At 70.4% G+C, this 25,371-nt stretch carries 27 protein-coding genes; 12 read left to right on the top strand and 15 right to left on the bottom strand.

Annotated features, from left to right (window positions below):
* Positions 1–19: 19 nt before the first annotated feature.
* The 3 genes from K3A85_RS15415 to K3A85_RS15405 all read right to left on the bottom strand — a co-directional run bounded on the left by K3A85_RS15415 (position 20) and on the right by K3A85_RS15405 (position 2,193).
* The gene (locus K3A85_RS15415; RefSeq protein WP_225207568.1) at positions 20–1,204 is read right to left on the bottom strand and encodes an efflux RND transporter periplasmic adaptor subunit; all 1,185 of its coding nucleotides are present in this window, start codon (positions 1,202–1,204) and stop codon (positions 20–22) included.
* Positions 1,205–1,537: 333 nt separating this feature from the next.
* Entirely contained in the window at positions 1,538–1,837 is a 300-nt protein-coding gene (gene sciP, locus K3A85_RS15410; RefSeq protein WP_169493941.1) for a CtrA inhibitor SciP, read from the bottom strand.
* Complete coding sequence (locus K3A85_RS15405) at positions 1,834–2,193, bottom strand: hypothetical protein (protein WP_225207423.1); 360 nt, start codon at positions 2,191–2,193, stop codon at positions 1,834–1,836. The genes sciP and K3A85_RS15405 overlap by 4 nt, the downstream gene beginning before the upstream one ends.
* Positions 2,194–2,336: 143 nt before the next feature.
* Between K3A85_RS15405 and mnmA the strand changes: the two genes are divergently transcribed.
* On the top strand, positions 2,337–3,500 hold the full coding sequence (gene mnmA, locus K3A85_RS15400) for a tRNA 2-thiouridine(34) synthase MnmA (protein ID WP_225207422.1): 1,164 nt from the start codon (positions 2,337–2,339) through the stop codon (positions 3,498–3,500).
* A gap of 1 nt (position 3,501) precedes the next feature.
* Here the strand turns inward: mnmA and K3A85_RS15395 are convergent, their stop codons facing one another.
* Positions 3,502–3,942 carry a hypothetical protein gene (locus K3A85_RS15395; protein ID WP_225207421.1) on the bottom strand — a complete coding sequence of 147 codons (441 nt, stop codon included), beginning with the start codon at positions 3,940–3,942 and terminating at the stop codon, positions 3,502–3,504.
* Here K3A85_RS15395 and K3A85_RS15390 point away from each other — a divergent pair.
* Complete coding sequence (locus K3A85_RS15390) at positions 3,941–5,065, top strand: serine hydrolase domain-containing protein (protein WP_225207420.1); 1,125 nt, start codon at positions 3,941–3,943, stop codon at positions 5,063–5,065. The two genes, K3A85_RS15395 and K3A85_RS15390, sit on opposite strands and share 2 nt — an antisense overlap.
* Here the strand turns inward: K3A85_RS15390 and K3A85_RS15385 are convergent.
* Together K3A85_RS15385 and pdxH are read right to left on the bottom strand one after the other, a co-directional pair.
* Positions 5,050–6,039 carry a cation diffusion facilitator family transporter gene (locus K3A85_RS15385; RefSeq protein WP_225207419.1) on the bottom strand — a complete coding sequence of 330 codons (990 nt, stop codon included), beginning with the start codon at positions 6,037–6,039 and terminating at the stop codon, positions 5,050–5,052. The genes K3A85_RS15390 and K3A85_RS15385 overlap by 16 nt on opposite strands.
* Before the next feature lie 13 nt (positions 6,040–6,052).
* Positions 6,053–6,661: a pyridoxamine 5'-phosphate oxidase gene (pdxH, locus tag K3A85_RS15380; protein WP_225207418.1), complete on the bottom strand. Its 609-nt coding sequence runs from the start codon at positions 6,659–6,661 to the stop codon at positions 6,053–6,055.
* Between the two features lie 190 nt (positions 6,662–6,851).
* On the opposite strand from pdxH, the gene K3A85_RS15375 reads away from it, so the two are divergent.
* The 3 genes from K3A85_RS15375 to fabI are packed head-to-tail and all read left to right on the top strand — an operon-like array spanning position 6,852 to position 9,730.
* Positions 6,852–7,817: a DnaJ C-terminal domain-containing protein gene (locus K3A85_RS15375; RefSeq protein ID WP_225207417.1), complete on the top strand. Its 966-nt coding sequence runs from the start codon at positions 6,852–6,854 to the stop codon at positions 7,815–7,817.
* A 54-nt stretch (positions 7,818–7,871) separates the two neighbouring features.
* Complete coding sequence (locus tag K3A85_RS15370) at positions 7,872–8,930, top strand: YihY/virulence factor BrkB family protein (protein ID WP_404822965.1); 1,059 nt, start codon at positions 7,872–7,874, stop codon at positions 8,928–8,930.
* Positions 8,927–9,730, top strand: coding sequence for an enoyl-ACP reductase FabI (fabI, locus tag K3A85_RS15365; protein WP_225207416.1), 804 nt, complete (start codon positions 8,927–8,929; stop codon positions 9,728–9,730). Before K3A85_RS15370 ends, fabI begins: the two co-directional genes overlap by 4 nt.
* Positions 9,731–9,803: 73 nt before the next feature.
* Here fabI and K3A85_RS15360 read toward each other — a convergent pair whose 3' ends face one another.
* On the bottom strand, positions 9,804–10,511 hold the full coding sequence (locus tag K3A85_RS15360) for a DUF1013 domain-containing protein (protein WP_225207415.1): 708 nt from the start codon (positions 10,509–10,511) through the stop codon (positions 9,804–9,806).
* A gap of 163 nt (positions 10,512–10,674) precedes the next feature.
* Positions 10,675–11,685: an NAD(P)H-quinone oxidoreductase gene (locus tag K3A85_RS15355; protein ID WP_225207414.1), complete on the bottom strand. Its 1,011-nt coding sequence runs from the start codon at positions 11,683–11,685 to the stop codon at positions 10,675–10,677.
* 103 nt (positions 11,686–11,788) lie between these two features.
* Here K3A85_RS15355 and K3A85_RS15350 point away from each other — a divergent pair, with 103 nt between their 5' ends.
* Together K3A85_RS15350 and clpA are read left to right on the top strand one after the other, a co-directional pair.
* Entirely contained in the window at positions 11,789–12,004 is a 216-nt protein-coding gene (locus K3A85_RS15350) for a DUF1192 family protein (RefSeq protein ID WP_225207413.1), read from the top strand.
* Between the two features lie 183 nt (positions 12,005–12,187).
* Positions 12,188–14,551: an ATP-dependent Clp protease ATP-binding subunit ClpA gene (gene clpA, locus K3A85_RS15345; RefSeq protein WP_225207412.1), complete on the top strand. Its 2,364-nt coding sequence runs from the start codon at positions 12,188–12,190 to the stop codon at positions 14,549–14,551.
* Between the two features lie 61 nt (positions 14,552–14,612).
* Here the strand turns inward: clpA and K3A85_RS15340 are convergent, their stop codons facing one another.
* Complete coding sequence (locus K3A85_RS15340; RefSeq protein WP_225207411.1) at positions 14,613–15,128, bottom strand: EF-hand domain-containing protein; 516 nt, start codon at positions 15,126–15,128, stop codon at positions 14,613–14,615.
* Between the two features lie 162 nt (positions 15,129–15,290).
* Between K3A85_RS15340 and K3A85_RS15335 the strand changes: the two genes are divergently transcribed.
* From K3A85_RS15335 to K3A85_RS15320, 4 genes are all read left to right on the top strand, one after another.
* Positions 15,291–16,307, top strand: a complete 1,017-nt coding sequence (locus K3A85_RS15335) for a ligase-associated DNA damage response exonuclease (RefSeq protein WP_225207410.1) — start codon at positions 15,291–15,293, stop codon at positions 16,305–16,307.
* Positions 16,307–17,923: a cisplatin damage response ATP-dependent DNA ligase gene (locus K3A85_RS15330; protein ID WP_225207409.1), complete on the top strand. Its 1,617-nt coding sequence runs from the start codon at positions 16,307–16,309 to the stop codon at positions 17,921–17,923. Before K3A85_RS15335 ends, K3A85_RS15330 begins: the two co-directional genes overlap by 1 nt.
* Before the next feature lie 87 nt (positions 17,924–18,010).
* Positions 18,011–18,430 carry a group II truncated hemoglobin gene (locus tag K3A85_RS15325; protein ID WP_225207408.1) on the top strand — a complete coding sequence of 140 codons (420 nt, stop codon included), beginning with the start codon at positions 18,011–18,013 and terminating at the stop codon, positions 18,428–18,430.
* A 115-nt stretch (positions 18,431–18,545) separates the two neighbouring features.
* Positions 18,546–19,187 carry a YoaK family protein gene (locus K3A85_RS15320; protein ID WP_225207407.1) on the top strand — a complete coding sequence of 214 codons (642 nt, stop codon included), beginning with the start codon at positions 18,546–18,548 and terminating at the stop codon, positions 19,185–19,187.
* 9 nt (positions 19,188–19,196) lie between these two features.
* Here the strand turns inward: K3A85_RS15320 and K3A85_RS15315 are convergent, their stop codons facing one another.
* The 5 genes from K3A85_RS15315 to K3A85_RS15295 all read right to left on the bottom strand — a co-directional run bounded on the left by K3A85_RS15315 (position 19,197) and on the right by K3A85_RS15295 (position 23,181).
* Positions 19,197–19,475 carry a DUF167 domain-containing protein gene (locus K3A85_RS15315; RefSeq protein ID WP_225207406.1) on the bottom strand — a complete coding sequence of 93 codons (279 nt, stop codon included), beginning with the start codon at positions 19,473–19,475 and terminating at the stop codon, positions 19,197–19,199.
* Entirely contained in the window at positions 19,456–20,010 is a 555-nt protein-coding gene (locus K3A85_RS15310; RefSeq protein WP_225207405.1) for a GNAT family N-acetyltransferase, read from the bottom strand. Before K3A85_RS15310 ends, K3A85_RS15315 begins: the two co-directional genes overlap by 20 nt.
* Complete coding sequence (gene hemB / locus K3A85_RS15305) at positions 20,007–20,999, bottom strand: porphobilinogen synthase (protein ID WP_225207404.1); 993 nt, start codon at positions 20,997–20,999, stop codon at positions 20,007–20,009. Before hemB ends, K3A85_RS15310 begins: the two co-directional genes overlap by 4 nt.
* A 103-nt stretch (positions 21,000–21,102) precedes the next feature.
* Positions 21,103–22,719 carry a M23 family metallopeptidase gene (locus K3A85_RS15300; protein WP_225207403.1) on the bottom strand — a complete coding sequence of 539 codons (1,617 nt, stop codon included), beginning with the start codon at positions 22,717–22,719 and terminating at the stop codon, positions 21,103–21,105.
* Positions 22,720–22,824: 105 nt separating this feature from the next.
* Positions 22,825–23,181, bottom strand: a complete 357-nt coding sequence (locus tag K3A85_RS15295) for a hypothetical protein (protein ID WP_225207402.1) — start codon at positions 23,179–23,181, stop codon at positions 22,825–22,827.
* 122 nt (positions 23,182–23,303) lie between these two features.
* On the opposite strand from K3A85_RS15295, the gene K3A85_RS15290 reads away from it, so the two are divergent.
* Complete coding sequence (locus K3A85_RS15290) at positions 23,304–24,359, top strand: DUF3667 domain-containing protein (protein ID WP_225207401.1); 1,056 nt, start codon at positions 23,304–23,306, stop codon at positions 24,357–24,359.
* 4 nt (positions 24,360–24,363) lie between these two features.
* Here K3A85_RS15290 and K3A85_RS15285 read toward each other — a convergent pair whose 3' ends face one another.
* Positions 24,364–25,344, bottom strand: coding sequence for a quinone oxidoreductase family protein (locus K3A85_RS15285; protein WP_225207400.1), 981 nt, complete (start codon positions 25,342–25,344; stop codon positions 24,364–24,366).
* Positions 25,345–25,371: the final 27 nt, after the last annotated feature.

Raw genomic sequence — 25,371 nt, 5'->3', positions numbered from 1 at the left:
GGGATCGCGCCCCTGGCCGTCACTTGGCGCCGGCCGAAGCCGTCACGGGATGAACCTGGTCGCCGGGGTTGAGGAACCCGCCGGCGCGCAGCACGATGCGCTCGTTGCCCGAAAGGCCCGTGCGGACGACGATCCCCTGAGGGGTGACGTCGCCGGTCGTGACCGGACGGCGCTCGACCTTGTTGTTGCCGCCCACGACATAGACGAAGGCGCCGCGCTGGTCGGACAGGATCGCGGATTCGGGCAGCACCGGCGCGGTGACCTCGCCGCTCCGGATCTGGGCGCTGGCGAAGCCGCCGGGACGCAGCGCGGGATCATAGGGCAGCGCGATGCGGGCGATGCCTTCGCGGGTGGTGGGGTCGATCGTCGGCGATACCTGCCAGACGCGGCCGTCGAACGCGCGCGTGGTGCCGACCGGCGTCACCTGCGCGGCGACGCCGACCGAAAGGCGCGCCAGATCGTTTTCGGCAAGGCGCGCCTGCATTTCGAGCTCGCCGTCCTTGGCGATGCGGAACAGCGTGCCCGATGCGGGGCCGACGATCTGCCCGGGCTCGACGCTGCGGGTCAGCACGAGGCCGGATTCGGGCGCGATCACGTTGAGCCGCGCGGTGCTCGCCTGGAGCTGGCCGAGCGAGGCGCGGGCGACGCCGACTTGCGCCACCGCGGCATCGCGGGTGGCGGTGAGGCGGTCGATGTCGGCCTTCGAGATGAAGCCCTTCTCGACCAGCTTGAGCGCACGGTCGAGGTTGGCCTGGGCGAGGCGGGCGTTGGCGGCCTGGACCGCGATGTTGGCCGACTGCCCGGCGATCTGCTGCGCCTGGACCGCGCGATCGACCACCGCGAGGACCTGGCCCTTGCGCACCCAGGCGCCTGCGTCGACCAGCACGCTGACGACGCGGCCGCCTTCACCGGCGATGCCGACCGGCATGTCGCGTCGCGCGGCGATCGCGCCGCTGGCGTTGATGACGCCCTCCACGGTGGTGCGGCCCGGCGCGACGACGGTGACGGTCTGCGCCTGCGCGCCGGCCTTGGCGTCGCCCGCTTCGCCCGCGTTGTGGTGCATCAGGTAGTAGGCGAGCCCGAGGACGAGCGCGATCACCACGGCGACGATCAGGTTGCGCCGGCCGGCAGGGGCCGCGGGCTCGTCCGCCTCGACGATCAGCGGCTCGGCCTCGGCGGATGCAATGCTCGTCTCGTAGTTCATGTCGCTCACGTGCCCTAGCCCCCAAGCGGGCCACTCCCGACCTGGGTCCGGCCTATCCGGACACCACGGTGTGCTATCTTAACAATACACCGGTCGCAAGCGCCGGCGCACCGCCTCCGATGGCGTTTTTCGTGGTTGCAATAGACCTCGAACCGACCAGTTGCAATTGCGGCTCGACGAAGGACTTGCCGGCTGCGCGCAAGTGTTGCCCGGTTGCATCTGAAATCGATCGCGGCCGAGCGCGCAATAGCGGCAAGGCAAAACGACATGGGGCCGCTGCCCTTGCGGGAAGCGGCCCCGGCACGGCGCGTGCCGAACCGGCACGGACGCGGGTCAGTACTTGAGCTGGCGCTCGTAGAGATCGCGGTAGTGCTGGATCCGCGTCACGCGCAGACCCTGCATGCCCGAGCGATCGACCGCGCGCTGCCACGAGGCGAACTCCTCGAGGGTCAGCCCGTAGCGCTGGCAGACTTCGTCGATGGTCAGCAGGCCGCCGTTCACGGCGGCGACGACTTCGGCCTTGCGACGCACCACCCAGCGGGTCGTGCTCGGCGGCGGCAGGCTCTCGAGCGTCAAGGGCTCTCCGAGCGGTCCGATCACCTGCGAAGGCCTGATTTTCTGGTTTTCGATCATGGCTTTTCTCGTCGGGACGGGCGGTCAGTGGGCGGTGTGCGACCAGTTACTGTATGGCTCCACGGTGTGCCGCCGTCGTCTTTGCCATTCCCTGAAGGGGAAAGGTTAACACTCCGTTCACGAATGGCGGTTGCGGCAGGGATTGCGATATCGCGAAGCAGTTGTGCGGCAGGACGATGGAAGCTCGCGGGCGCCGCGGCGTCGAGCGCCGGCCGATCCCGTTCGGGCTGCATCTCGCGTCGCAGATCCTGCGCGGCCACGAGCCGGGCGCACAAGTCCGCCCATGCGAGCGGCCGAAGCCGTTGCGCATCGACGGCGGCTTCCCCGCCCCAGACATCGTTGAATCCCAGATCCATGGGCAGTCACATAACCGCAAGACGGATAAGGCGGAGTAAATCCGTCATTTACCGCCGGTTAGGTTTTCACCTTAGCCCCCGTTTACCGGTCGCCCCCAAGATTCCGCCTGATTTTGCGCGCGCGAGCGCCTATGGAGCGGGCCATGTCCGGCTCAGACCTGCCCGTCACTCCCGAAGCCCTGTTCGATCTCGCCGCGCCTGCCGGCGCGCGCCGGATCGTCGTCGCGATGTCCGGCGGAGTCGACAGCTCGGTCGTCGCAGGGCTTGCCGCGGCGAGCGGCGCCGAGGTGATCGGCATCACGCTGCAACTCTACGATCATGGCGCCGCCACCGGCCGCAAGGGCGCCTGCTGCGCCGGCGACGACATCCGCGACGCGCGTGCGGTCGCCGACCGGCTCGGCATCGCGCACTACGTCTTCGACCATGAATCGAGCTTTCGCGAGGACGTCGTCGACCGCTTCGCCGACGACTACCTCGCCGGGCGCACGCCGATCCCGTGCATCCGCTGCAACATGGGGCCCAAGTTCACCGACCTCCTGGCGATGGCCCGCGACCTCGGCGCCGACTGCCTCGCGACCGGCCACTACGTCCGCCGCGTGCCGGGCCCCCAGGGGCCCGAGCTGCACCGCGCGCTCGATCCGGCGCGCGACCAGTCCTACTTCCTCTACGGCACCACCGAAGCCCAGCTCGACTTCCTGCGCTTTCCGCTGGGCGGCCTGCCCAAGCCCGAAGTGCGGCGCCTCGCCTCGACGCTCGGCCTTGCCGTCGCCGCCAAGCCCGACAGCCAGGACATCTGCTTCGTGCCCGACGGCGATTACGCCAAAGTGGTGGCGAAAGTCCGCCCAGAGGGCGTGGCGGGGGGCGAGATCGTCCATGCCGCGACCGGCGCGGTGCTCGGCCACCATGCCGGCGTGATCCACTACACCGTCGGCCAGCGCCGCGGCCTCGAGATCGGCGGCCAGCCCGAGCCGCTCTATGTCGTCGCGCTCGACGCGACCGGGCGGCGCGTGCTCGTCGGGCCGCGGGCGATGCTCGCGGTCGGGCGCGCGACGGTGGTCGAGACCAACCGCATCGGCCCGCTGCCCGCCGGGCCGCTCACCGCCAAGGTGCGCTCGCTGGCAAAGCCCGTGCCGGTCGCGCTCGAAGGCCCGTTCGGCGCGGGCGCCGCGACCACGCTGCGCTTCCTCCAGCCCGAATACGGCGTGGCGCCGGGACAGGCGGCGGTGCTCTATGCCGGCGAGCGGGTCGTCGGCGGCGGCTGGATCGACGCGACCGAGCCGTGGGACACCGCCGCCCCGTCCGACTGACTCACTTCCACGGTTCGAGCACGCAGCCCCAGCCCTTGCGGTAAGTCGCGGTCTGGCGCGCGAGCAGGGGAAAGCGCGCGGTGACGCTGCGCGCCTCGCTGTCCTCGCGCAAGGTGATCAGCGCCATGCCCGGCTCGAAGTCCTTGGTGCAGTCCGACAGCGCGCGCCCGCCGACGAAGCGGCACGAACAGCCGACCCGCGCGCCATAGGCGGCGCCGGTGACGGCATAGCCGTGGAGCGGCTCCCACGCGACCGCAATGCCGATGCCGGCCGCGACGAGGGCGAGGAGCGCGACCCGTCGTGGCCGCAACCGGCGGCGCGGCGGCCGGGCATAGGGGCCTGCGGGCGCGAGAACCGGCGCCGATGGCGGCGGCGTGCTTGTGGGAGAACGAGGGTCGACCATTGCCTTGCCGGTGCGATCGGGGAAGAAGGGCGGCGGCATGACCCGCCTTCCCCTTGCCCTTATCGCCCCGCTCGCGCTGATGCCAGCCCTGGCGGGATGCGCCCGGTCCGATCCGGGGCCGCCGCCCTTGTCCGAACAGGCGCTCGCCGCCGTCGCCGAGGCGCCGGGGGTTCCGCGCGAAAAGCTCGCCCGCGCCGTCGACGCGCTGTTCGCGGACGGGTCCCCGGGCGAGACCCGCGCGGTGATCGTGATGCACGAAGGCCGCATCGTCGCCGAACGCTATGGACCGGGCTATCACGAGAACACGCGCTTCGTGTCGTGGTCGATGGCCAAGTCGATCACCGGCGTGATGATCGGCATGCTGGTGTCCGACGGACGGCTGCGCCTTGCCGAATCCGCGCCGGTGCCGCAGTGGCAGCGCCCGGGCGACCCGCGCGGCGAAATCACGCTCAAGCAGCTGCTGCAGATGCGCTCGGGGCTCCGCCACGTCGAGGCGGGCGATCCGCCCTATCGCTCGGACGAGGTGCGCATGCTGTTCCTCGACGGGCGCGACGACATGGCGCGCTATGCCGAGGACCAGCCGCTGGCGCACGAGCCGGGCTCGACGTTCCAGTATTCGACCGCGACCAGCGTGATCCTCGCCGACCTCGCCGCGCGGGTGTTGGCGAGCGAGCCGACCCCCGAGGCGCGCCGCCACGCGGTCGCCGACTATCTGCGCACGCGGCTGTTCGAGCCCGTCGGCATGCGCTCGATGCTGCCCGAATTCGACGCCGCGGGCACGCTGATCGGCGGCAGCCTGATCCACGGCACCGCGCGCGACTGGGCCCGATTCGGGGAATTCCTGCGCAACAAGGGCGCGGTGCGCGGCAGCCAGATCATCCCGCGCCAGTGGATCGAGTTCATGACCACGCCATCCCCGCGCGAAAAGGCCTATGGCGCGCAGATCTGGCTCAACCGCACGCCGACCGCCGGAACCGAGCCGCTGTTCCCCGAGCGGGGCCCGCGCGACCTGTTTGCCTGCGAAGGGCATCTCGGCCAGTACGTGCTCGTCTCGCCCAGCCGCAAGCTGGTGGTGGTCCGGCTCGGCAAGACCGACGACGCCGCCCTGCGCGGCGTGGTCGACCGGCTGGCCGACCTCGTCGCGCTCTATCCCGCCGGCTGAACGCCGGGCGCGCCCTGCACCAGCTCGGCCGGGCTTTCGCCGTTGGGCCCGGGCGCGAGCAGGTCGTGCGCGCCCAGCGGCTGTTCGTCGACGAGACCTTCGGGATCGGGGTGGATCAGCACCTCGAGCCCGGGGAACTCGGCCATCAGCTTGTCCTCGATCTCGTCCATCACGCGGTGCGCCTCGGTCACCGTCATCCGCCCGTCGACCCAGACGTGGAACTGGACGAAATCGCGATTGCCGCTGGTGCGCGTGCGCAGGTCGTGCAGGCCCTTGAGCTCGGGATGCTGGGCGACGACGGCGAGGAAGCGCTCGCGCTTCTCGATCGGCCATTCGTGGTCCATCAACTGCTCGATCGCCGCCTGCGACGCCCCCCAGGCGCCCCACGCCAGCCACAGCGCGATGCCCAGCGCGAAGGCCGCGTCGGCGCCGGCGATGCCCAGCCCCTTGTCGAGCAGCAGCGCGGCGATGACCGCGAGGTTGAGGAACAGGTCCGACTTGTAGTGGACGTTGTCGGTGCTGATCGCGAGGCTGCCGGTGCGCGCGATAACGTGCCGCTGGTAGAGCAGCAGCGCGACCGTGGCCGCCATCGCGATGGCCGAGACGATCACCCCGCTCTCGGCCTCGGCGACGCGGCTGCCGGCGACGAACTGGTTGACCGAGCGGACCGCGAGGCCGATCGCCGAGATCGAGATCAGCACCACCTGGAACATGGCCGCCAGCGCCTCGGCCTTGCCGTGGCCGAAGCGGTGGTTGTGATCGTCGGGCATCGCCGCGATCCACACCCCGAGCAGCGTCGCGAGGCTGGCGACGAGATCGAGCGCGGTGTCGGCAAGGCTGCCGAGCATGGCCGACGATCCGGTCGAAACCACCGCCCAGACCTTCATCGCGGCGAGCAGCGTCGCCACCGAGATCGAGGCGAGCGCGGCCTTGCGGTTGAGGTCGCCGTGGTCGGCAGGAGCGGTCATGTCCATGATGGCGCCGACCTTAGGGGTACAACAGGCTCGAGGTCCAGCCGCCGTTGCCGTCGGACAGGAAGCGGCGCCGCTCGTGCAGGCGGAAATCGCGGTCCTGCCAGAACTCGATCGCGGTGGGGCTGACGCGATAGCCCGACCAGTGCGCCGGGCGCGGAACGTTCCCGTCGGGGTACTGCGCGCGCAGCGCCGCCACCCGGTCGAGATAGGTCTGCCGGTCGTCGAGCGGACGCGACTGGTCCGACGCCGCCGAGCCGAGCCGCGATTCGGGATGGCGGCTGGCGAAATAGGCATCGGCTTCGGCCGGGGTGACTTCGGCAATGGGACCTTCGATCCGCACTTGGCGGCGCAGCGACTTCCAGTGGAACAGCAGCGCGACATGCGGGTTGGCGGCCAGTTCCCCGCCCTTGCGGCTGTGGAAGTTGGTGTAGAATACGAAGCCGTCGGGGCCGTGGCCCTTGAGCAGCACCATCCGCACCGAAGGCAAAGCATCGCGCGTGGCGGTGGCCAGCGCCATCGCGTTGGGATCGTTGGGCTCGTGCGCCTTGGCCAGCGCGAACCACGTCTCGAAGATGGCGAAGGGATCGTCGTGGGCGATGGCGTCGGCGGCGTGGTCGGTCATGGCTGGCGGTCCCGGAAAGCAAGGGGGGCATCGGATCGATAGCGCGCCGGTGCGGCCGCGCCGTGACCTGGGTCAATGGCAGGCCCCGGCCCCGGGCGCCACCGGCACCTGCGTGCACGGCGCGGATTTTGCGCGGCGCGCGCGGCGCCGAGGCTTGCGGGGTTCCCGCCACAATCCTAGCTAGGAAGCCATGGCAGACCCCTACTCCACTCTCGGCGTGGCCCGCAACGCGGGCGAGAAGGACATCAAGTCCGCCTATCGCAAGCTCGCCAAGGAGCTTCACCCCGACCGCAACCAGGACAACCCCAAGGCGGCCGAGCGCTTCGCCGAAGTGACCCGCGCCTACGACCTGCTGTCGGACAAGGACAAGCGCGCCCGCTTCGACCGCGGCGAGATCGATGCCGAGGGCAATCCGACCTCGCCCTTCGGCTTCGGCGGCGGCGGGGCGGGCGGCGGCTTCGGCGCGGGCGGCTTCGGCCACCAGGGCGGCTTCCGCCACGACGGCGGGTTCGAGGCGGCAGGCGCCGAAGGGATCGACCTCGGCGACATCTTCGAGGGCCTGTTCGGCGGCGGTCGCGGCGCGAGCGGCGGCTTCGGCGCCGGCGGCTTCTCCAGCGGCCGCCGTGGTCCCGCCCCGCGCGGCGCCAACGTGACCTATCGCCTGCAGGTTCCCTTCGTCGATGCCGCGCTGCGCACGCCGCAGCGGATCACGCTCGCCGACGGCAAGCCGATCGACCTCAAGCTCCCCGCCGGGGTCGAGGACGGCCAGCAGATGCGGCTCGGCGGCAAGGGCGAGGCGGGGCCCGGCGGGTCGGGCGATGCGATCGTCACGATCGAGGTCCAGCGCCACCCGTTCTTCGAGCGCGACGGCGACAACATCCGCCTCGACCTGCCGATCACGCTCGACGAGGCGGTGGGCGGGGCCAAGGTCAAGGTCCCGACCGTCGACGGCGCGGTCATGCTGACGCTCGCCCCGGGCAGCTCGAGCGGCAAGACGCTCCGGCTCAAGGGCAAGGGCTTCACGCGCAAGGACGGCGAGCGCGGCGACCAGCTGGTGACTTTGCAGATCGATATTCCTGCAGACGATGCGGACCTCAAGGCGAGGCTCGCGGGTTGGAGCGACGGGCGCAATCCGCGCAGCCGACTTGGAGGATGATCATTGCGCGACGCGCCCGGCCCCGGAACGCATCCGGCTGACTTCGCGCCCATCGTGCCGGACGTCGACGTCCCGCCCGATGCCCAGCCGCTGGTCCAGGTGCCCGACCTCTCGCCCGAAGCCCGCCGGCGCGAGGCGCTGCGCCGGCATTCGGGCCTCGCCGCTGCGCGCGAGCGGCTGGGACCGGGCAGCCGGGCGTTCGAGATCCTCAAGCGGGTCTGGGCCGGCGTCATCAACGACGGCTTCATCCACGCCGGCAACTTCGCCTACATGGTGCTGATCGCGCTGTTTCCGTTCTTCATCACCGGCGCGGCGCTGTTCTCGCTGGTGGGCGAGGCGGGACAGCGCGCGGCGGCGATCAATACCGTGCTGATCGCGCTGCCGCCGGTCGTCGCCAATGCGCTCGATCCGGTGGCGCGCGGGGTGATCGACGCGCGCAGCGGCGGGCTGCTCTGGCTCGGCGGGCTCGTCGGGCTGTGGACCGTGGGCAGCCTGGTCGAGACGATCCGCGACATCCTGCGCCGCGCCTACGGCACGCGCTGGGCGCACGCCTTCTGGCGCTATCGCCTGATGTCGACCGGCCTGATCATCGCCTCGGTCGTGCTGATCCTGCTGTCGATCACCGCGCAAGTGCTGATCGGCGCGGTGGAGGAGGCGATCACCGCGTGGATGCCGCAGTTCGGCGACCTGGTCGGCGGGCTGGCACTTTCGCGCTTTGCCCCCGCGCTGGTGCTCTACGGCGCGCTGTGGCTGCTGTTCATCTCGCTCACGCCCGGCGCCTATCGCGGCAAGGAATATCCCAAGTGGCCCGGCGCGCTGTTCGTCACTGCCTGGTGGCTGTTCGTCACGACGATGCTGCCCAAGGCGCTGCGCCACCTTTTCAGCTACGATCTGACCTATGGAAGTCTGGCCGGGGTGATGATCGCGCTTTTCTTTTTCTGGCTGGTCGGCTTAGGGATGGTGGTAGGAGCCGAACTCAATGCCGCGCTCGCCGAAACGCCGGAAGAGCAGGACATGCTGGGCCAGGCCGACGACCGCACGAGGGCGGCGCGCGCACGCGCGGACCGGGCGGGCGCGCAAGGACACGAACAAGGAGCGCAAGGAAGCGCATGACCGGATTGATGCAGGGTAAGCGCGGCCTGATCATGGGCCTCGCCAACGACAAGTCGCTGGCCTGGGGGATCGCCAAGCGGCTCAGCGAGCAAGGCGCCGAACTCGCCTTCTCCTACCAGGGCGAAGCGCTCGAGAAGCGCGTGCGTCCGCTGGCGGCGAGCCTCGGCAGCGATTTCCTGATCGACTGCGACGTCTCGGACATGGCCGCGCTCGATGCCGCGTTCGAAACGCTGAAAGGACGCTGGCCGACGATCGACTTCATCGTCCACGCGATCGGCTATTCGGACAAGAACCAGCTGCGCGGTCGTTTCTACGACACCACGCTCGACAACTTCCTGATGACGATGAACATCAGCGCCTATTCGCTGGTCGCGGTCACCCAGCGCGCGGTGCCGATGATGCCGCAAGGCGGGTCGATCCTGACGCTGACCTACTACGGCGCGGAAAAGGTCGTGCCGCACTACAACGTCATGGGCGTCGCCAAGGCCGCGCTCGAAACCAGCGTCAAGTACCTCGCCAACGACTGCGGGCCGCAAGGGGTGCGCGTCAACGCGATCTCGGCCGGGCCGATCAAGACCCTGGCGGCGAGCGGGATCGGCGATTTCCGCTACATCCTCAAGTGGAACGAGCTCAACAGCCCGCTGCGCCGGAACGTCACGATCGAGGATGTCGGCGGGGCGGGGCTCTACTTCCTGTCGGACCTGTCCTCGGGCGTGACCGGCGAGGTCCACCATGTCGATGCCGGCTACCACACCGTCGGCATGAAGCAGGAAGACGCACCCGACATCGCGCTGGGCTGAGCCCGGCGCGCCGCGCCAAACAAAAAAGGCCGCCTTTCGGGGCGGCCTTTCTTGTGGGCGACGGAGCCGGCGCTCAGCTGTCGGAGAGGCCTTCGGCGCGGCGCGCCTCGAGCCAGGCCTGCGCCTCGGCTTCCTGGGCGGCTTCGGAAGCGGCGCGGGCCTGGGCCTCGCGCTCGGCGCGCAGTTCCTCGATCAGCGCGTCGCGATCCGAACCGAGGCGGCTGTCGGCGACGGCCTCGTCTTCCTCGATGCCGGCGCGCTTGGCCGCCTTGGCGACCAGCGAATCGAGTTCGCGCTGCGAGCACAGGCCGAGCGTGACCGGATCCTTGGGGTTGATGTTGGCGATGTTCCAGTGGCTGCGATCGCGGATCGCCGCGATCGTGTTGCGCGTGGTGCCGATCAGCTTGCCGATCTGCGCGTCCGAGATCTCGGGGTGGTTGCGCAGGATCCAGGCGATGCCGTCGGGCTTGTCCTGGCGCTTGGACACGGGCGTGTAGCGCGGGCCCTTGGTGCGGCTGACCGACAGCGGCGCCTTCTGCATGCGCAGCTTGTAGTTCGGATTCGCCTGGCCGCGGTCGATTTCGGCCTGGGTCAGCTCACCCGAGTGGACGGGGTCGCGACCGGTGTACTTCTGCCCGGCGAGATCGTCGGCCATGGCCTGGACCTCGAGGATGTGCAGGCCGCAGAACTCCGCGATCTGCTCGAAGGTCAGCGCGGTGTTGTCGACGAGCCAGGACGCCGTCGCGTGCGGCATCAGCGGATGCGTGGGCTGGGTGCTCACGGGGCATTCTCCGGAAAGCGGAAACAATAAGGGCCGCCCCTCGCGGAGCGGCCGTCAAACCGACGATGTAGGCGAGGCAGGGCCCAACGGCAAGGCAAAACCGCGCATTACCCGCGATTGCACCGTGTTCTTGCGTCCCGTGCGCCGGCGGCGCAGGACGCCTTCAGGCGCCGGCGGCTGCGTCGAGGACGATCTTGCCGACGTGGTCGCCCGCTTCCATCCGCGCATGCGCCGCGGCGGCCTCGGCCAGCGGGAAGGTGCGGTCCATGACCGGACGCAGCTCGCCCTCCTCGACCAGCGGCCAGGCGTGGGCGAGGATCTCCTGCGCGAGCAGCGCCTTGAACGCGTTCGAGCGCGGGCGCAGCGTCGAGCCGGTCAGCGTCAGTCGCCGGCGCATGACCTCGGCCATGTTGAGCTCGGCCTTGACGCCGCCCTGCACCGCGATCGTCACGTGGCGGCCGTCGTCGGCGAGGCACTTGAGATTGCGCGCGACGTAGTGGCCGGCGACCATGTCGAGCACCAGCTCGACCCCGCGCCCGCCGGTCAGCCGCGCGACTTCCTCGACGAAATCGGTCGCCTTGTAGTCGATCGCGTGGGCCGCGCCGATCTCCAGCGCGCGGGCGCACTTTTCGGCTCCGCCGCAGGTCACGATGACGGTCAGCCCGAAGGCCTTGCCGAGCAGGATCGCCATCGAGCCGATGCCGCTGGTGCCGCCATGGACGAGGATGGTCTCCCCTTCGCGGGCAAAGCCGCGCTCGAACACGTTGTGCCAGACGGTGAACAGCGTCTCGGGCAGCGCGGCGGCCTGGTCGAGCGACAGGTGGCCGGGCACCGGCAGGCAGTGCGCCGCCTCGGCCAGGCAATACTCGGCATAGCCGCCGCCCGAGACCAGCGCGCAGACCGCCTGCCCGGGCAGCACTTCGGTGACGCCGGCGCCGAGCGCGACGACCTGGCCCGCGATCTCAAGCCCAGGAATCGGCGAGGCGCCCGGCGGCGGCGGATAGAAGCCCTGGCGCTGGACCACATCGGGCCGGTTGACTCCGGCGAAGGCGACCTTGACCAGCACCTGCCCCGGTCCCGGCTGCGGCACCGCGGCCGTGACGGGGACGAGCACTTCGGGCCCGCCGGGCGCATCGAAGCCAATGGCGGTCATCGTCGACGGAACCGGCTGCATCGTACCCCTGGACCCCCTTGTCACGACCTGCGTCTGCCCCTTTGTTCGCCCTACCCACGCACCCGGTTGACAGCAAGCCGGATGGCGCCACATTGTGACCGCAATGGACCTCGACGAGCGCCCGCGACCCACGGGGAACCTGGCCAGCCAGCTGGCGAGCGAATCGCTCGACCCGTTGAGCCAAGACGAACTCGGTGAACGAATCAGGCTGCTCGAGCTCGAGATCATGCGCACCGTCGCCCATCGCGACCGGGCAAGCGCGCATCGCGCGGCGGCGGACGCGCTGTTCCGATCGCCGCCCGACGGATCGCCGCGATGACGGATGCCGCCCTTCACCTTCGCGGGCGGCATCCCCATATCCGGACCGTTACACCTTTTGCCTGCCCGGCATCGGTTGCCGAACAGGTCCTCGGTTTAGCCGCGGTTAAGCACGCGCATGTTCATCTCCCGCAAGGGGTCCCCCCGGAGGCCGGCCGCGCCGGCGTTCCCAGAAAGTAGGTCTATGCCAAGTTTCGCCCAGAGCCTTGAGAAGACGCTCCACGCCGCGCTCGGTAACGCTTCCGAGCGCAGCCACGAATACGCGACTCTCGAGCATCTCCTTCTCGCGCTGATCGACGATTCGGACGCAGCGCAGGTCATGCAGGCCTGCGGCGTGGATCTCGGCGACCTGGGCGACGTGGTGCGCCAGTACCTCGACCAGGAGTACCAGTCGCTCAAGACGCAGGACAAGGCCGACCCGCAGCCCACCGCCGGCTTCCAGCGGGTGATCCAGCGCGCGATCCTCCACGTGCAGTCGAGCGGCAAGGACACCGTGACCGGCGCCAACGTGCTCGTCGCGCTGTTCTCCGAGCGCGACAGCTACGCCGTCTACTTCCTGCAGCAGCAGGACATGAGCCGGCTCGACGCGGTCAGCTATATCAGCCACGGCATCGGCAAGGGCGGCCGCCAGGTCGACAGCCGCAATCCCAAGGGCGCCGAGGAAGAGGCGCCCAAGCAGGAGGAGAAGGCCGAGCCCAAGGGTTCCAAGAAGGACTCCGCGCTCGACCAGTTCTGCGTCAACCTCAACGAGAAGGCGCTGAACGGCAAGGTCGACCCGCTGATCGGCCGCGGCCCCGAAGTCGACCGCACGATCCAGATCCTGTGCCGCCGCTCGAAGAACAACCCGCTCTACGTGGGCGATCCGGGCGTCGGCAAGACCGCCATCGCGGAAGGGCTCGCGCGCAAGATCGTCGAGGGCGAGGTACCCGAGGTGCTGAGCGAGGCGGTGATCTACTCGCTCGACATGGGCAGCCTGCTCGCCGGCACGCGCTATCGCGGCGACTTCGAGGAACGGCTCAAGCAGGTCGTCTCGGAACTCGAAAAGATGCCGCACGCGATCCTGTTCATCGACGAGATCCACACCGTGATCGGCGCGGGCGCCACCAGCGGCGGGGCGATGGACGCCTCGAACCTGCTCAAGCCCGCGCTGTCGGGCGGCACGATCCGCTGCATCGGCTCGACCACCTACAAGGAGTTCCGCAACCACTTCGAGAAGGACCGCGCGCTGCTGCGCCGCTTCCAGAAGATCGACGTCAACGAACCGACGATCGAGGACACGATCAAGATCCTCAAAGGTCTGCGCACCGCGTTCGAGGAGCACCACAAGGTCAAGTACACGCCCGAGGCGATCAAGACCGCGGTCGAGCTTTCGGCGCGCTACATCAACGACCGCAAGCTGCCCGACAAGGCGATCGACGTCATCGACGAAGTCGGCGCGATGCAGATGCTGGTGCCGCCTTCCAAGCGCAAGAAGACCATCACCGCGCGCGAGATCGAGGCCGTGATCGCGACGATGGCGCGCATCCCGCCCAAGTCGGTCAGCTCCGACGACAAGAAGGTGCTCGAACACCTCGAGCGCGACCTCAAGCGCCTCGTGTTCGGGCAGGACAAGGCGATCGAGGTGCTGTCTTCGGCAATGAAGCTGAGCCGCGCAGGACTGCGCGATCCGGACAAGCCGATCGGCTCGTTCCTGTTTTCCGGCCCCACCGGCGTCGGCAAGACCGAAGTCGCGCGCAGCCTCGCCCAGATCATGGGCATCCCGCTGCAGCGCTTCGACATGTCCGAATACATGGAGCGCCACTCGGTCAGCCGCCTGATCGGTGCGCCTCCGGGCTATGTCGGCTTCGACCAGGGCGGCCTGCTCACCGATGCCATCGACCAGCAGCCGCACTGCGTGCTGCTTCTCGATGAAATCGAAAAGGCGCACCCCGATCTGTTCAACATCCTGCTGCAGGTGATGGACAACGGCCGCCTGACCGACCACCACGGCAAGACCGTCGATTTCCGCAACGTGGTCCTGATCATGACCACCAATGCAGGCGCTTCGGACATGGCCCGCCAGGGCATCGGGTTTGGCGACGTGTCGAAGGCCGACGCGGGCGACGAGGCGGTGAAGAAGATGTTCACCCCCGAATTCCGCAACCGGCTCGATGCGATCGTGCCGTTCGGCTACCTGCCGCCCGAAGTCGTCAGCCGGGTCGTGGACAAGTTCATCCTCCAGCTGGAACTGCAGCTGGCCGAACAGAACGTCCACATTCAGTTCGACAGCGATGCGCGCGCCTGGCTCGCCAAGCGCGGCTACGACAAGCTCTACGGCGCGCGGCCGATGGCCCGCGTGATCCAGGAGCGGGTCAAGAAGCCGCTCGCCGAGGAGCTGCTGTTCGGCAAGCTCGCCAATGGCGGCGAAGTCCACGTCAGCCTCAAGGGCGAGGACGAGGGCCTTTCCTTCGAACTGACGCCAGCCGCGCCCAAGCTGGTCAAGAAGAAGGCGAAGCGCGGCAAGGGCGGCGACGCTGCGGCCGAGGAGCCCAACGCCGACGAGGCGTGAGCTTCACGACCTGAAGTCATCGAACAGGGGCGGTGTCGTCGGCACCGCCCTTTTTCGTTGGCTATCCGCCGACCGGCGGCAGCGGCGGGTGCGGCGCGTCCCACTCGGCGCGGTCGACGAAGTTGTCGCCGTTGCGGTCGAGCAGGCCGAAACGGGCATTGGCGAAGGCCATCCATTCGGACAGGGTCAGCTTGCCGTCGTGATCGGCATCGGCGATCGCCAGCAGCCGTTCGGGGGTGACGCCATCGATGTCGGCGAGCGCCGCGGCGCCGGCCTTGAGCTCGTCGAGCCCGAGGTTGCCGTCGTGCTGCATGTCGACCATCTCGAACAGCGCCTGCGCGGCCTGCGCATGCTCGGCCGAAGCGATGCGGCCGTCGTGGTCGCGGTCGAGGGCGGCGAAGTCCGCCATCGGATGCGCGCTGCGCGGCACTGCGGTGACGGGGGGCATGGCCGGCGCAACCACCGGCGCGGTCTCGCTCGCGGCGACGTCGGGTCCGGTCTGCTTCTGCTTGCAGCCGCCGAGCGACAGGGCGCAAAGCGCGATGGCGAGCAGCGCGGCGGCGCGCGATGAGGACATGGTCGTCGTCTCCGGGGCAGGCGGATCAGCGGAACGCACGATAGTCGTGCTTCCTGAACGCGTCCTGTCCCGAACGGGTCCGCACCCAACCGGTCCGATCCGGCGCGACCGGCCCCGAGGGACCTCTGGAACGAATCGCCGCGCGCAGCCATTGCTGGGACCATGGCAGCAGACTTCGCGTGGATCAGGCCCGAGCCGCACGGCATCCACGTGGTGCCGGCCGATGCCTGGATCGACCCCGCGCGCCCCGTCGCCACCGCGCTCGTCACCCACGGCCATGCCGACCATGCCCGCGGCGGCCACGGCCGCACCGTCGCCACCCCGGAAACGCTGGCCATCATGCAATTGCGCTACGGCGTGGAAGCCGCCAACGAGGTGCGCGCGGCGCCGGTTGCCTATGGCGAGACCTTGCGCCTTGCCGGAGGCGTGACTGCGACATTCGTGCCCGCCGGCCACGTGCTCGGCTCGGCGCAGATCCTGCTCGAGCACGTCGGCGAGCGGGTCGTCGTGACCGGCGACTACAAGCGGCGGCCCGACCCGACCTGCCCGCCGTTCGAGCCGGTGCCGTGCGACGTGTTCATCACCGAGGCGACCTTCGGCCTGCCGGTGTTCCGTCACCCTCCGGTCGCGGGCGAGATCGCCCGGTTGACCGACGCGCTGGCGACGAATCCGGAGCGTTGCGTGCTCGTCGGCGCCTATGCGCTGGGCAAGGCGCAGCGCCTGATCGCCGAGCTGCGCGCACATGGCTACACCCCGCCGATCTACCTCCACGGCGCGATGGAGCGGATGTGCCGGCTTTACGAGGAGCATGGGGTCGACCTCGGCGAGCTGCGCGCCGTGGCGGGCGTGCCCAAGGGCGCGCTCGAAGGGCAGATCGTGGTCTGCCCGCCCTCGGCCCTGAACGACCGCTGGAGCCGCCGCCTGCCCGATCCGATCACGGCCATGGCATCGGGCTGGATGCGCGTGCGCCAGCGCGCGCGGCAGCGTAATGTCGAGCTGCCGCTGGTCATCTCCGACCATGCCGACTGGGACGAGCTGACCGCGACGATCGCGGAAGTGAACCCCGCCGAGACCTGGATCACCCACGGCCGCGAGGAAGCCCTGCTGCGCTGGTGCCAGCTCAATCAGCGCCGCGCCCGCGCGCTGGCGCTGGTCGGCTACGAGGATGAGGAAGACTGATGGAGCGCTTTGCCGCCCTGATCGACGCGCTCGTCTATACCCGCAGCCGCAACGGCAAGCTGGCGCTGATCGCGCGCTACTTGCGCGAGACGCCCGATCCCGACCGCGGCTGGGCGCTGGCGGCGATGACCGACGGGCTGAACTTCCCCGCGGTCAAGGCGGGTACGGTTCGCGCGCTGATGGCGGAGCGGGTCGACGAAGTGCTCTGGGCGCTTTCGCGCGACTACGTGGGGGACACGGCCGAAACCGCCAGCCTGCTCTGGCCCGAGCCCCCCGGCCGCCCCGCGCCGCCGCCGAGCGTCGCCGAAGTGGTCGAGACGCTCCACCACGCCACCCGCGCCACCGCGCCCGCGCTGCTCGCCGGCCTGCTCGACCGGCTTGACGCCAATGGCCGCTACGCCCTGCTCAAGCTGGCGACCGGCGCGATGCGCATCGGCATTTCCGCGCGACTTGCCAAAGTCGCCTTTGCCCAGGCCTTTGACGTCAGCGTCGACGAGGTCGAGGAATACTGGCACGGCCAGGTCGCGCCCTACCTGCCGCTGTTCGCCTGGGGCGCCGGCGACGCGCCCCCGCCGCGCACCGACCTGCTCCCGCTGTTCCGCCCGTTCATGCTGGCCCATCCGCTCGAGGACGGCGCGCAGGTCAGCCTGTCCGACTATGCCGCCGAATGGAAATGGGACGGGATCCGCGTCCAGCTCGTCCACGTGAACGGCGAAACGCGGGTCTATTCGCGCGGCGGCGACGACATATCGGGCAGCTTCCCGGAGATTGCCGCTGCGCTGACGATCCCCGCCGTCCTCGATGGCGAACTGCTGGTGCGCGGAACCCACCAGGGGGGCGAGGAAGGCGGCGCGGCGAGCTTCAACGCGTTGCAGCAGCGCCTCGGCCGCAAGGCGCCGTCGGCGAAGATGCAGGGCGACTATCCCGCCTTCGTCCGCCTCTACGACCTGCTGATCGACGAGGGCGAGGACTTGCGCGAGTGGGCCTGGGAGCAGCGCCGCGCGCGGCTCGAGGCGCTGGTGCCCAGGCTCGATCCCGAACGCTTCGACCTGTCGCAGGTGATTGCCGCCAGCGACATGGACGACCTCGCCGAAATCCGCGCCGGCGCCCGCGACGCCGCGATCGAAGGCGTCATGCTCAAGCGGCGCGATTCGCCCTACGTCGCCGGCCGCCGCACCGGGCTGTGGTACAAGTGGAAGCGCGATCCGCTGCTGGTCGATTGCGTGCTGATGTATGCGCAGCGCGGCTCGGGCAAGCGCTCGTCGTTCTATTCGGACTTCACCTTCGGCTGCTGGGCCGGCGAGGCCGACGCCGACGGATCGGGCGGCGCCGAGCTGCTGCCGGTGGGCAAGGCCTATTTCGGCTTCACCGACGCCGAGCTGAAATGGCTCGATTCCTACGTCCGCAACCACACCGTCGCGCGCTTCGGCCCGGTGCGCGAGACCGACAAGTCGCTGGTCTTCGAAGTCGCGTTCGATTCGGTCCACGCGAGCAAGCGGCACAAGTCGGGCGTCGCCATGCGCTTTCCCCGGATCAACCGCATCCGCATCGACAAGCCCGCGCGCGAGGCGGATCGCCTCGAGACGTTGAAGGCGATGATCGCCGACCCGGCGTGAGCGCCCGTCGTCGTTGATCGCGATCAAGTCGGCCGCCGCCGCGAGCGCCTAGATCGTCGCGACCTTCCCCACTCGAAAGCCACGACCTTGAGCGAGACCGAAGCGACGCCCGCCCCCTTGCCCAGCCCGTTCGAGCGGATCGGCGGCAGGCCCGCGATGCAGGCGATCGCCGACCGGTTCTACGACCTGATGGAGGCCGACCCGGCCTATGCCGAATTGCGCGCGATACATGCCGCGGACCTCGCGCCGATGCGCGCGGCGCTGCCCTCGTTCCTCGCCGGATGGGCGGGCGGCCCGCGCGACTGGTTCGAGGCCAATCCGGGCAAGTGCATGGTCTCGATGCATGCGCCCTTCCCGATCGACCACCGCACCGCCGGCCAGTGGGCCGACGCGATGCGCCGCGCGATCGCGCAGGCTCCGGTCGCCGACCGCGACGTCGCCGAGGCGATGGCCGATGTCCTCGCCCGGATGGCGCACGGCATGGGCCGGGGCACCGAACGGGGCTAGGCGCCCGGGGCGGGCGGGAACCTCGGCGCGACGCGGCGCCACTGCGGGCGAACACCTGCGGAACCGGATCGGTCCGGGGATGACGCCAGGGGGTGCGCGCGATAAGGCTGGCGTCATGCTGCCCCGTGACCGCGCCCGCCGCCGCTTCGCCATCGCGCTTGCCGCGCTGGCAGGGTTCGTCGATGCGGTCGGGTTCCTGTCGGCGGGCGGCTACTTCCTCTCGTTCATGTCGGGCAACACCACGCGATTGGCGGTGTCGCTGGCGGTCGATCCGGCGCACGCGCTGCTGCCCGCGCTGCTGATCGCCGGCTTCGTGCTCGGCGTCGCCGGCGGCGCGCTGCTCTCGCTGCGCGCCGGGCGCCGCCGCCGCGCCGTGCTGCTGCTGGCGGTAACGCTGCTCCTCGCCCTCGCCGCGCTTGCCCGCATGGCAGCCACGCCGGGGCCGATGCTGCTGGCGACGGTCCTTGCCATGGGGGCGATCAACAACATGTTCCAGCGCGACGGCGAAGTCTCGATCGGTCTCACCTACATGACCGGCGCGCTGGTCAAGCTGGGCCAGGGCCTGGCGCAACGCATCGCCAGGCAGGCGCGCCCGGGGTGGTGGAACTGGGCGCTGCTGTGGGCGGGACTGATGGCCGGCGCCGTCTCCGGAGCCTTCGCGCAGGACCGGGTGCCCGCCGCCTGCCTGTGGATCGCGACCGCCTGGGCGCTGGCGCTGGTGCCGGTCGCCCTCGTCCTGCCCGCCGACGAGGGCTAGCGCCGCCCCTCAGCGTATCCGCAACAACTTTTCGCGCGAAGTTGCGCCGCGCAACAACTCGACATTCGACGGCGCAACTTCCAGCGCTTGCGCGACCAGTGCGCAGACCGCCGCGGTCGCCTTGCCGTCCTCGGGCTTGGCGCGCACTTTCACCGCGACGCGCGCGCCCTCGATGGCGATGCCTTCGCTTCTGGCCCTCGGCGTGACCCGCACCGCCAGCCGTCCCTCTGCGTCGATCAGCGCGCGCAGGACCTCGGCCCGGGGCAGCTCAACCTTCGGCCGCGCCAACAGGCCAGTCCTCGCGCCCAAGGGCATAGGTCACGTGGCGCAGCAGCGGGTCGTCTGCGGCGAGCCGGGGGTGGTCGAAATCGAGCCCCGCCCGGTAGGCCATGCCGAGCCGCTCCATCACCGCGCGGCTGCGCCGGTTGCCGGCATGGGTGATCGCCCAGACGTCGGGGTCCGGCAGATGGGCGAAGACCCAGTCGACGGTGGCGCGCGCGGCCTCGCTCGCATAGCCGTGACCCCAGCAGTCCGAGGCGAGCCGCCAGCCGATCTCGGCCCGGCCCTCGATCGGCCCGACCGTGCCGCGGATGACGCCGCACCACCCGATCAGCCGGTCGTCCTCGCGCCGCTCCAGCGCCCAGAAGCAGTGCCCGTCGCGCGCCTGCATCGCCATGCAGCGCTCGACCAGCGCCTGCGTTTCGGCCAGCGACATCACCGGACCGAGCGTCGCCATGACCACCGGGTCGGCGCAGATCGCGGCAAAGGGCGTGACGTCAGCCTCGCGCCAGGGCCGCAGGCGCAGGCGCGGCGTTTCGATCACGCGCCCAGCAGCCGCGCCGCATGGAGCGCGTGGTAGGTGAGCACGCCCGAGCAGCCGGCGCGCTTGAAGGCGAGCAGCGTTTCCAGCACCATCGCGTCGCGATCCGCCGCGCCCGCCGCCACCGCCGCCTCGATCATCGCGTATTCGCCGCTCACCTGGTAGGCGAAGACCGGCACGCCGAAGGCCTGCTTCACGCGGGCCACGATGTCGAGATAGGGCAGCCCCGGCTTGACCATCACGCTGTCGGCGCCTTCGGCAAGGTCGAGCTCGACCTCGCGCAGCGCTTCCTCGGCATTGCCCGGGTCCATCTGGTAGGTCTTCTTGTCGCCCTTGAGCAGCCCGCGCGAGCCCACCGCATCGCGGAACGGGCCATAGAAGGCAGAGGCGTACTTGGCGGCATAGGACATGATCTGGACGTTGTGGTGGCCCTCGCCTTCGAGGGCCGCGCGGATCGCCGCGATGCGGCCGTCCATCATGTCCGACGGCGCGATGACGTCAGCCCCGGCGGCCGCCTGGTTGAGGCTCTGCCCGACCAGCACCTCGACCGTGGCGTCGTTGAGCACATAGCCCGCCGCGTCGATCAGCCCGTCCTGGCCGTGGCTGGTATAGGGATCGAGCGCGACGTCGGTCAGCACGCCGATCTCGTCGCCGCAGGCGTCCTTGATCGCGCGGATCGCGCGGCACATCAGGTTGTCGGGATTGAGTGCCTCGCGCCCGTCCTCGCTGCGCCGCTCGGGCTGGGTGTTCGGGAACAGCGCGAGGCAGGGAATGCCTGCCGCGACCGCATCCTTCGCCCGCGCGACGATGCCGTCGACCGACCAGCGCGAGACGCCGGGCAGCGAGGCGATCGGGTCCTCGACGCCGGTGCCTTCGGTCACGAACAGCGGCCAAATCAGGTCGGCTGGCGTCACCTGCACTTCGCGATGGAGCGCCCGGCTCCAGGCGCTGGCGCGGGTACGGCGAAGGCGGATCATCGGATAGGAGCTCATGCGCGCCTGTCTAGGCGGCTCGGCCCCACCCCGCAACCGGGCCGCTACCCGGTCGCCTTGCGATTTGCGATCGCCGGTTGCACCTGCTGCAACCGCACCGCGATCAGCGCAGCGCGACGTTGGCGCGCAGCGCGGTCATCTGCGCCAGCCGCGCCTTGAACGCTGCGATCTGGCCGGGGTCGGCCGCCTGCCGCCGCGCGAGGAAGCGCACCGAGGCGGGATCGACCACCTGCCCGCCGCGATAGAGCTCGTAGTGGAGGTGCGGGCCGGTCGACAGGCCGGTCGAGCCGACATAGCCGATCACCTGTCCGCGCCGCACAGTCATGCCCGGCACCACCGCGATGCGGCTCATGTGGCCATAGCCGGTGCCGATGCCGCCGCCGTGGTCGAGCCGGACGTAGTTGCCGTGCCCGCCGTGCCAGCCGGCGAAGCTCACCCGCCCGTCGGTCGCGGCGTAGATCGGCGAGCCCCACGCGGCGGCGAAGTCGATCCCGGCGTGCATCCGCACGAAGCCGAGGATGGGGTGGCGGCGCAGCCCGAAGCCCGAGGTGACGTGCCCCGCGACTGGCGTCAGCAGCGCACCGTCGTCGTTCGCGCCCTGCGCGCCGGTCAGCGCGTCGAGCGACTGGAACGCGCCGTCGTTGCCCCAGCGCAGCAGTTGCAGCCGCGGGCGTCCATCGCGCAGGATCGCCGCATACTGGAGGTCGCCGGCCTGGCCCTCGCCATCGGCCGCGCGCTTGTAGCTGACCACGAAATCGAACTCGTCGCTGGGCAGAATCTCCTCGAACGGCAGCACTTCGTCCACCGCGCGGAGGTAGTCCTGCACCGTTTCGGGCGGCGCGCCCGCGGCGCGGGCGGAGCGGTAGAGGCTCGCCCCGACCAGGCCCTGGACCCGCAGCGGCCGCGTATCGACCGCGATCGGCGCGCGCTTCAGGCCGAGCACGCCCCCTGCCCGCTCCACCGCCAGCGCGAGATCGAAGCGCGGGCGCACCTTGATCGCCTCGAGCGGGCGCGGCTGCACCGGGCTCGACCGTGCGCCGAGGACGAGGTCGAAGCGGGTGCCGGGCGCGATCGAATCGAGCGGCACCGCGCCGCCGATCAGCGCGGCGGCCTGCGCCGCATCGCCCTGCCCGATCCCGGCGCGCTGCAGCATGCGCAGCACGGTGTCGTTTTCGCCCAGCATCGCGGCAAGGCGGATTTCCGGGCGCTCCACCGCCGCATCGAGCCGCAGCACCAGCTCGGGCGCGGCGGCGAAGTGACGGCCGCCGGTTGCGCCGCGCCGCGCTGGCGTCAGCGCCTGCGCCGCGAATTCGGCGCGCGCGCCGTCGTCGAGGCGGACCAACGGCGCGGCTTCGAGCGGAGCGAAATCGGGCCAGAACGCCGCGGCGAGCAGGGTCAGCGACAGGAACGTCGCAAGCCCGCGAAACCACCGCGCGCTGCCGACGTCCTCGGCAAGATCGGGGGCGAGATCGAGCCGGCTCGCGCGCGCCTCCATCGAACGCCGCAGCGCGTCCCAGCGAAGGACGAGCGGATGGCCGGCAAGGCGCGACGCAAGACGGGGCTGGGGCGCGGCAGGAGGCGTTTCCGATTCCGGCTCGACCACGGCGAGCGGCAGGCGCTGGCGCACCGGGTGCGAAGGCGCGCCGCCCGGGCCCGGGCGCGCGCGGCCGAACGTCGCCACGGCGGCGGCAGCGCCCGACTGGTCAACTCGCCCGAACACCCGCGCGCCCTCCTCATGGCCCGGCCCCATCCCTGCCCGGACAAGGTTAATTCACCGTAAAGCGCGCCCCCACACGGCGCCCCTGGGCGTCCCGTCAGCGCCCCCTCAGCGCCCTTTGCAGGGATAGCGCGCGAGGAACAGGTCGGCGACCGCGGTGGCGACGCTGGTCTGCCCGCGGCTCGCCGGCGGATAGCTGCGCATCTGCGCCATGACGTCATCGCTGTTGAACGGCGCCTTGGGCGGCGGGCAGGAGCTGGGCCGGCCCGCGGCCTGCTCGCCCTTGAGCCGGGCGCGATAGGCCTGCGCCGCGCCGGTCACCTCGGCCTTGAGCAGCTTGTAGTCCGCGCTCATCAGCGCGAACGGCCCGCGCGCGCGCAGCGCATCGGCCTTGGCGAGGAACGTCGCCACCGACATCGCGCCGGTCTGCGCGGCGGCAACGCCGGGCCCAAATCCTGCAAGCACCGCTGCGGCAACCAGGGCAGCTCGTTTCGACCGCATCCTTTTTATCTCCCCATCGTCGCGCAGGCGGTAGTCCCGCGCAGCAAGCTTGGCTATGCCGCAAGCAGGACCGTTGGGGAATGGGCATGAGCGACGCACAGGCAATCGGCGACGTGGTGGAAGGCGCGCTCAAGGCCCGCACGGTCGAGCCGCACGCCGGGGAACACGCTTCGGCGCAGGACCCGGGCCACACGCACGAGACCGCCTGCCTCAATTGCGCGACGCCGCTGGTGGGCAGCTACTGCCACGCCTGCGGCCAGGCGGCGCACGTGCATCGCACGCTCGGCGCGTTTTTCCACGACCTTCTCCACGGAGTTTTCCACTTCGAGGGCAAGATCTGGCGCACCCTGCCGATGCTGGTGTGGCGTCCGGGCGAGCTGACCCGCCGCTACATCGACGGGCAGCGCGCGCGCTTCGTCTCGCCGCTGGCGCTGTTCCTGTTCAGCGTGTTCCTCGCCTTTGCCGTCTATCACCAGACCGCTGGCGAAACGAACTTCGCCGGCGTGCCGACGAACGCCGCCGATGCGGCGAAGGCCGAACGCAAGATCGAGCAGAAGATCGCCGCGCTCGAGGCCGAGCGCGACCGCCTGCAGAGCAAGGGCGCCGACACCGACGCCATCGACCAGCAGATCGACGCGCAGCAGACCGGGCTCGAAATCGTGCGCGAGGTGCGCTCCAACTCCTCGGGCCCGGAAATCGATAGCAACCTGCAGAGCGACATCGGCGCGGTCAACGCGGCGATCAAGAAGTTCAAGGCGAACCCCGCGCTGGTCGCCTACAAGGCGCAGAACTATGCCTACAAGTACAGCTGGGCGCTGATCCCGATCTCGGTGCCGTTCCTGTGGCTGCTATTCCCGTTCAGCCGCCGCTTCCACCTCTACGACCACACCGTGTTCGTCACGTATTCGCTGGGCTTCATGACGCTGCTCGGGGTGACGATCATGCTGCTGAGCGTGACTCCGCTCGAAGGGGCGATCGCGGTGCTCGTGTTCGTGCCGCCGTTCCACATGTACCGCCAGCTGCGCGGCGCCTACGGCACCTCGCGCTTCGGCGGGATCGTGCGGACCTTCGCGCTGTCGGTCTTCGCGTGCATCGCGCTGATGCTGTTCGTGATCCTGATCGCCGCCGAATCCGGCGCCTGAGCGCTCAGCAGTCGAGCACGAAGGGCCCGGCCGCGCGCGCTTCGAGCGCGGCATGGGCGTCGGCCGCCTGCGCCAGCGCAAAGCGCCCGCCGAGCGAGAGCGGCAGGTCGCCGCGCGCCATTGCCGAAAACAGGCGCTCCGACGCCGACAGCAGCTTCGAGCGCGGCTGGATATAGGGCCACAGGAACGGGCGCGAGACCTTGGCCGACCTTGCGCCGAGCCGCGACAGGTCGAACGGCGGGATCGGCCCCGAGGCCTGCCCGTAGTGGACCAGATGGCCGAGGGTGGCGAGGCTCGCCAGCGAGCCTTCGAAGCTGTCCTTGCCCACCGCGTCGAACGCCACGTCGACTCCGCCGCCGCCGGTGAGCTCGGCGACCCGCGCCGCGACGTCTTCCTCGCGGTAGAGGATCACGTGGTCGCAACCCGCGGCCTTCGCCACCGCGACCTTTTCGGGCGAGCCGACGGTGCCGATGACAGTTGCGCCGCGCAACTTCGCCATGCGCGCGACGAGTTGGCCGACCCCGCCCGCCGCGGCCTGGGCCAGCACGGTCATCCCTGCGCGCACCGGCTCGACTTCGTCGACCAGCGCCTGCGCGGTCAGGCCCTTGAGGAACCACGCCGTCGCCACGCCGGGTTCGACGCCATCGGGCACCGGCGCGGCGAGCGCGGCGTCGAGCACCCGGGCGGCGGCATAGGCGCCATAGCCCTTGTCGATATAGGCGACCCGCTGGCCCACCGCGAGGTCGCTCACGCCCTCGCCCAGCGCCTCGATAACGCCGACCGCCTCGAGCCCTGGCGTGCCGGGCAGCGCCAGCGTGCGGTAGGCGCCGGAGCGGACATAGACGTCGTGGAAGTTGACCGAGACCGCTTCCTGGCGGAGCAGGACCTGGCCCGGCCCCGGATCGCCGACCGACACGGTCTCGAGCCGCAGAACCTCCGGGCCGCCGTGGGCCCGGATCACGATCGCTTCACTGGTCTTGGCCACGCGTCCCCCCGGCGCTGTTGATTCGGG

The sequence above is a fragment of the Novosphingobium huizhouense genome, from assembly GCF_020179475.1.
GTDB classification, from domain to species: Bacteria; Pseudomonadota; Alphaproteobacteria; order Sphingomonadales; family Sphingomonadaceae; genus Novosphingobium; species Novosphingobium huizhouense.
Note: the sequence above shows the minus strand (reverse complement) of the source record. Positions and strands in the feature narration are given on the sequence as shown.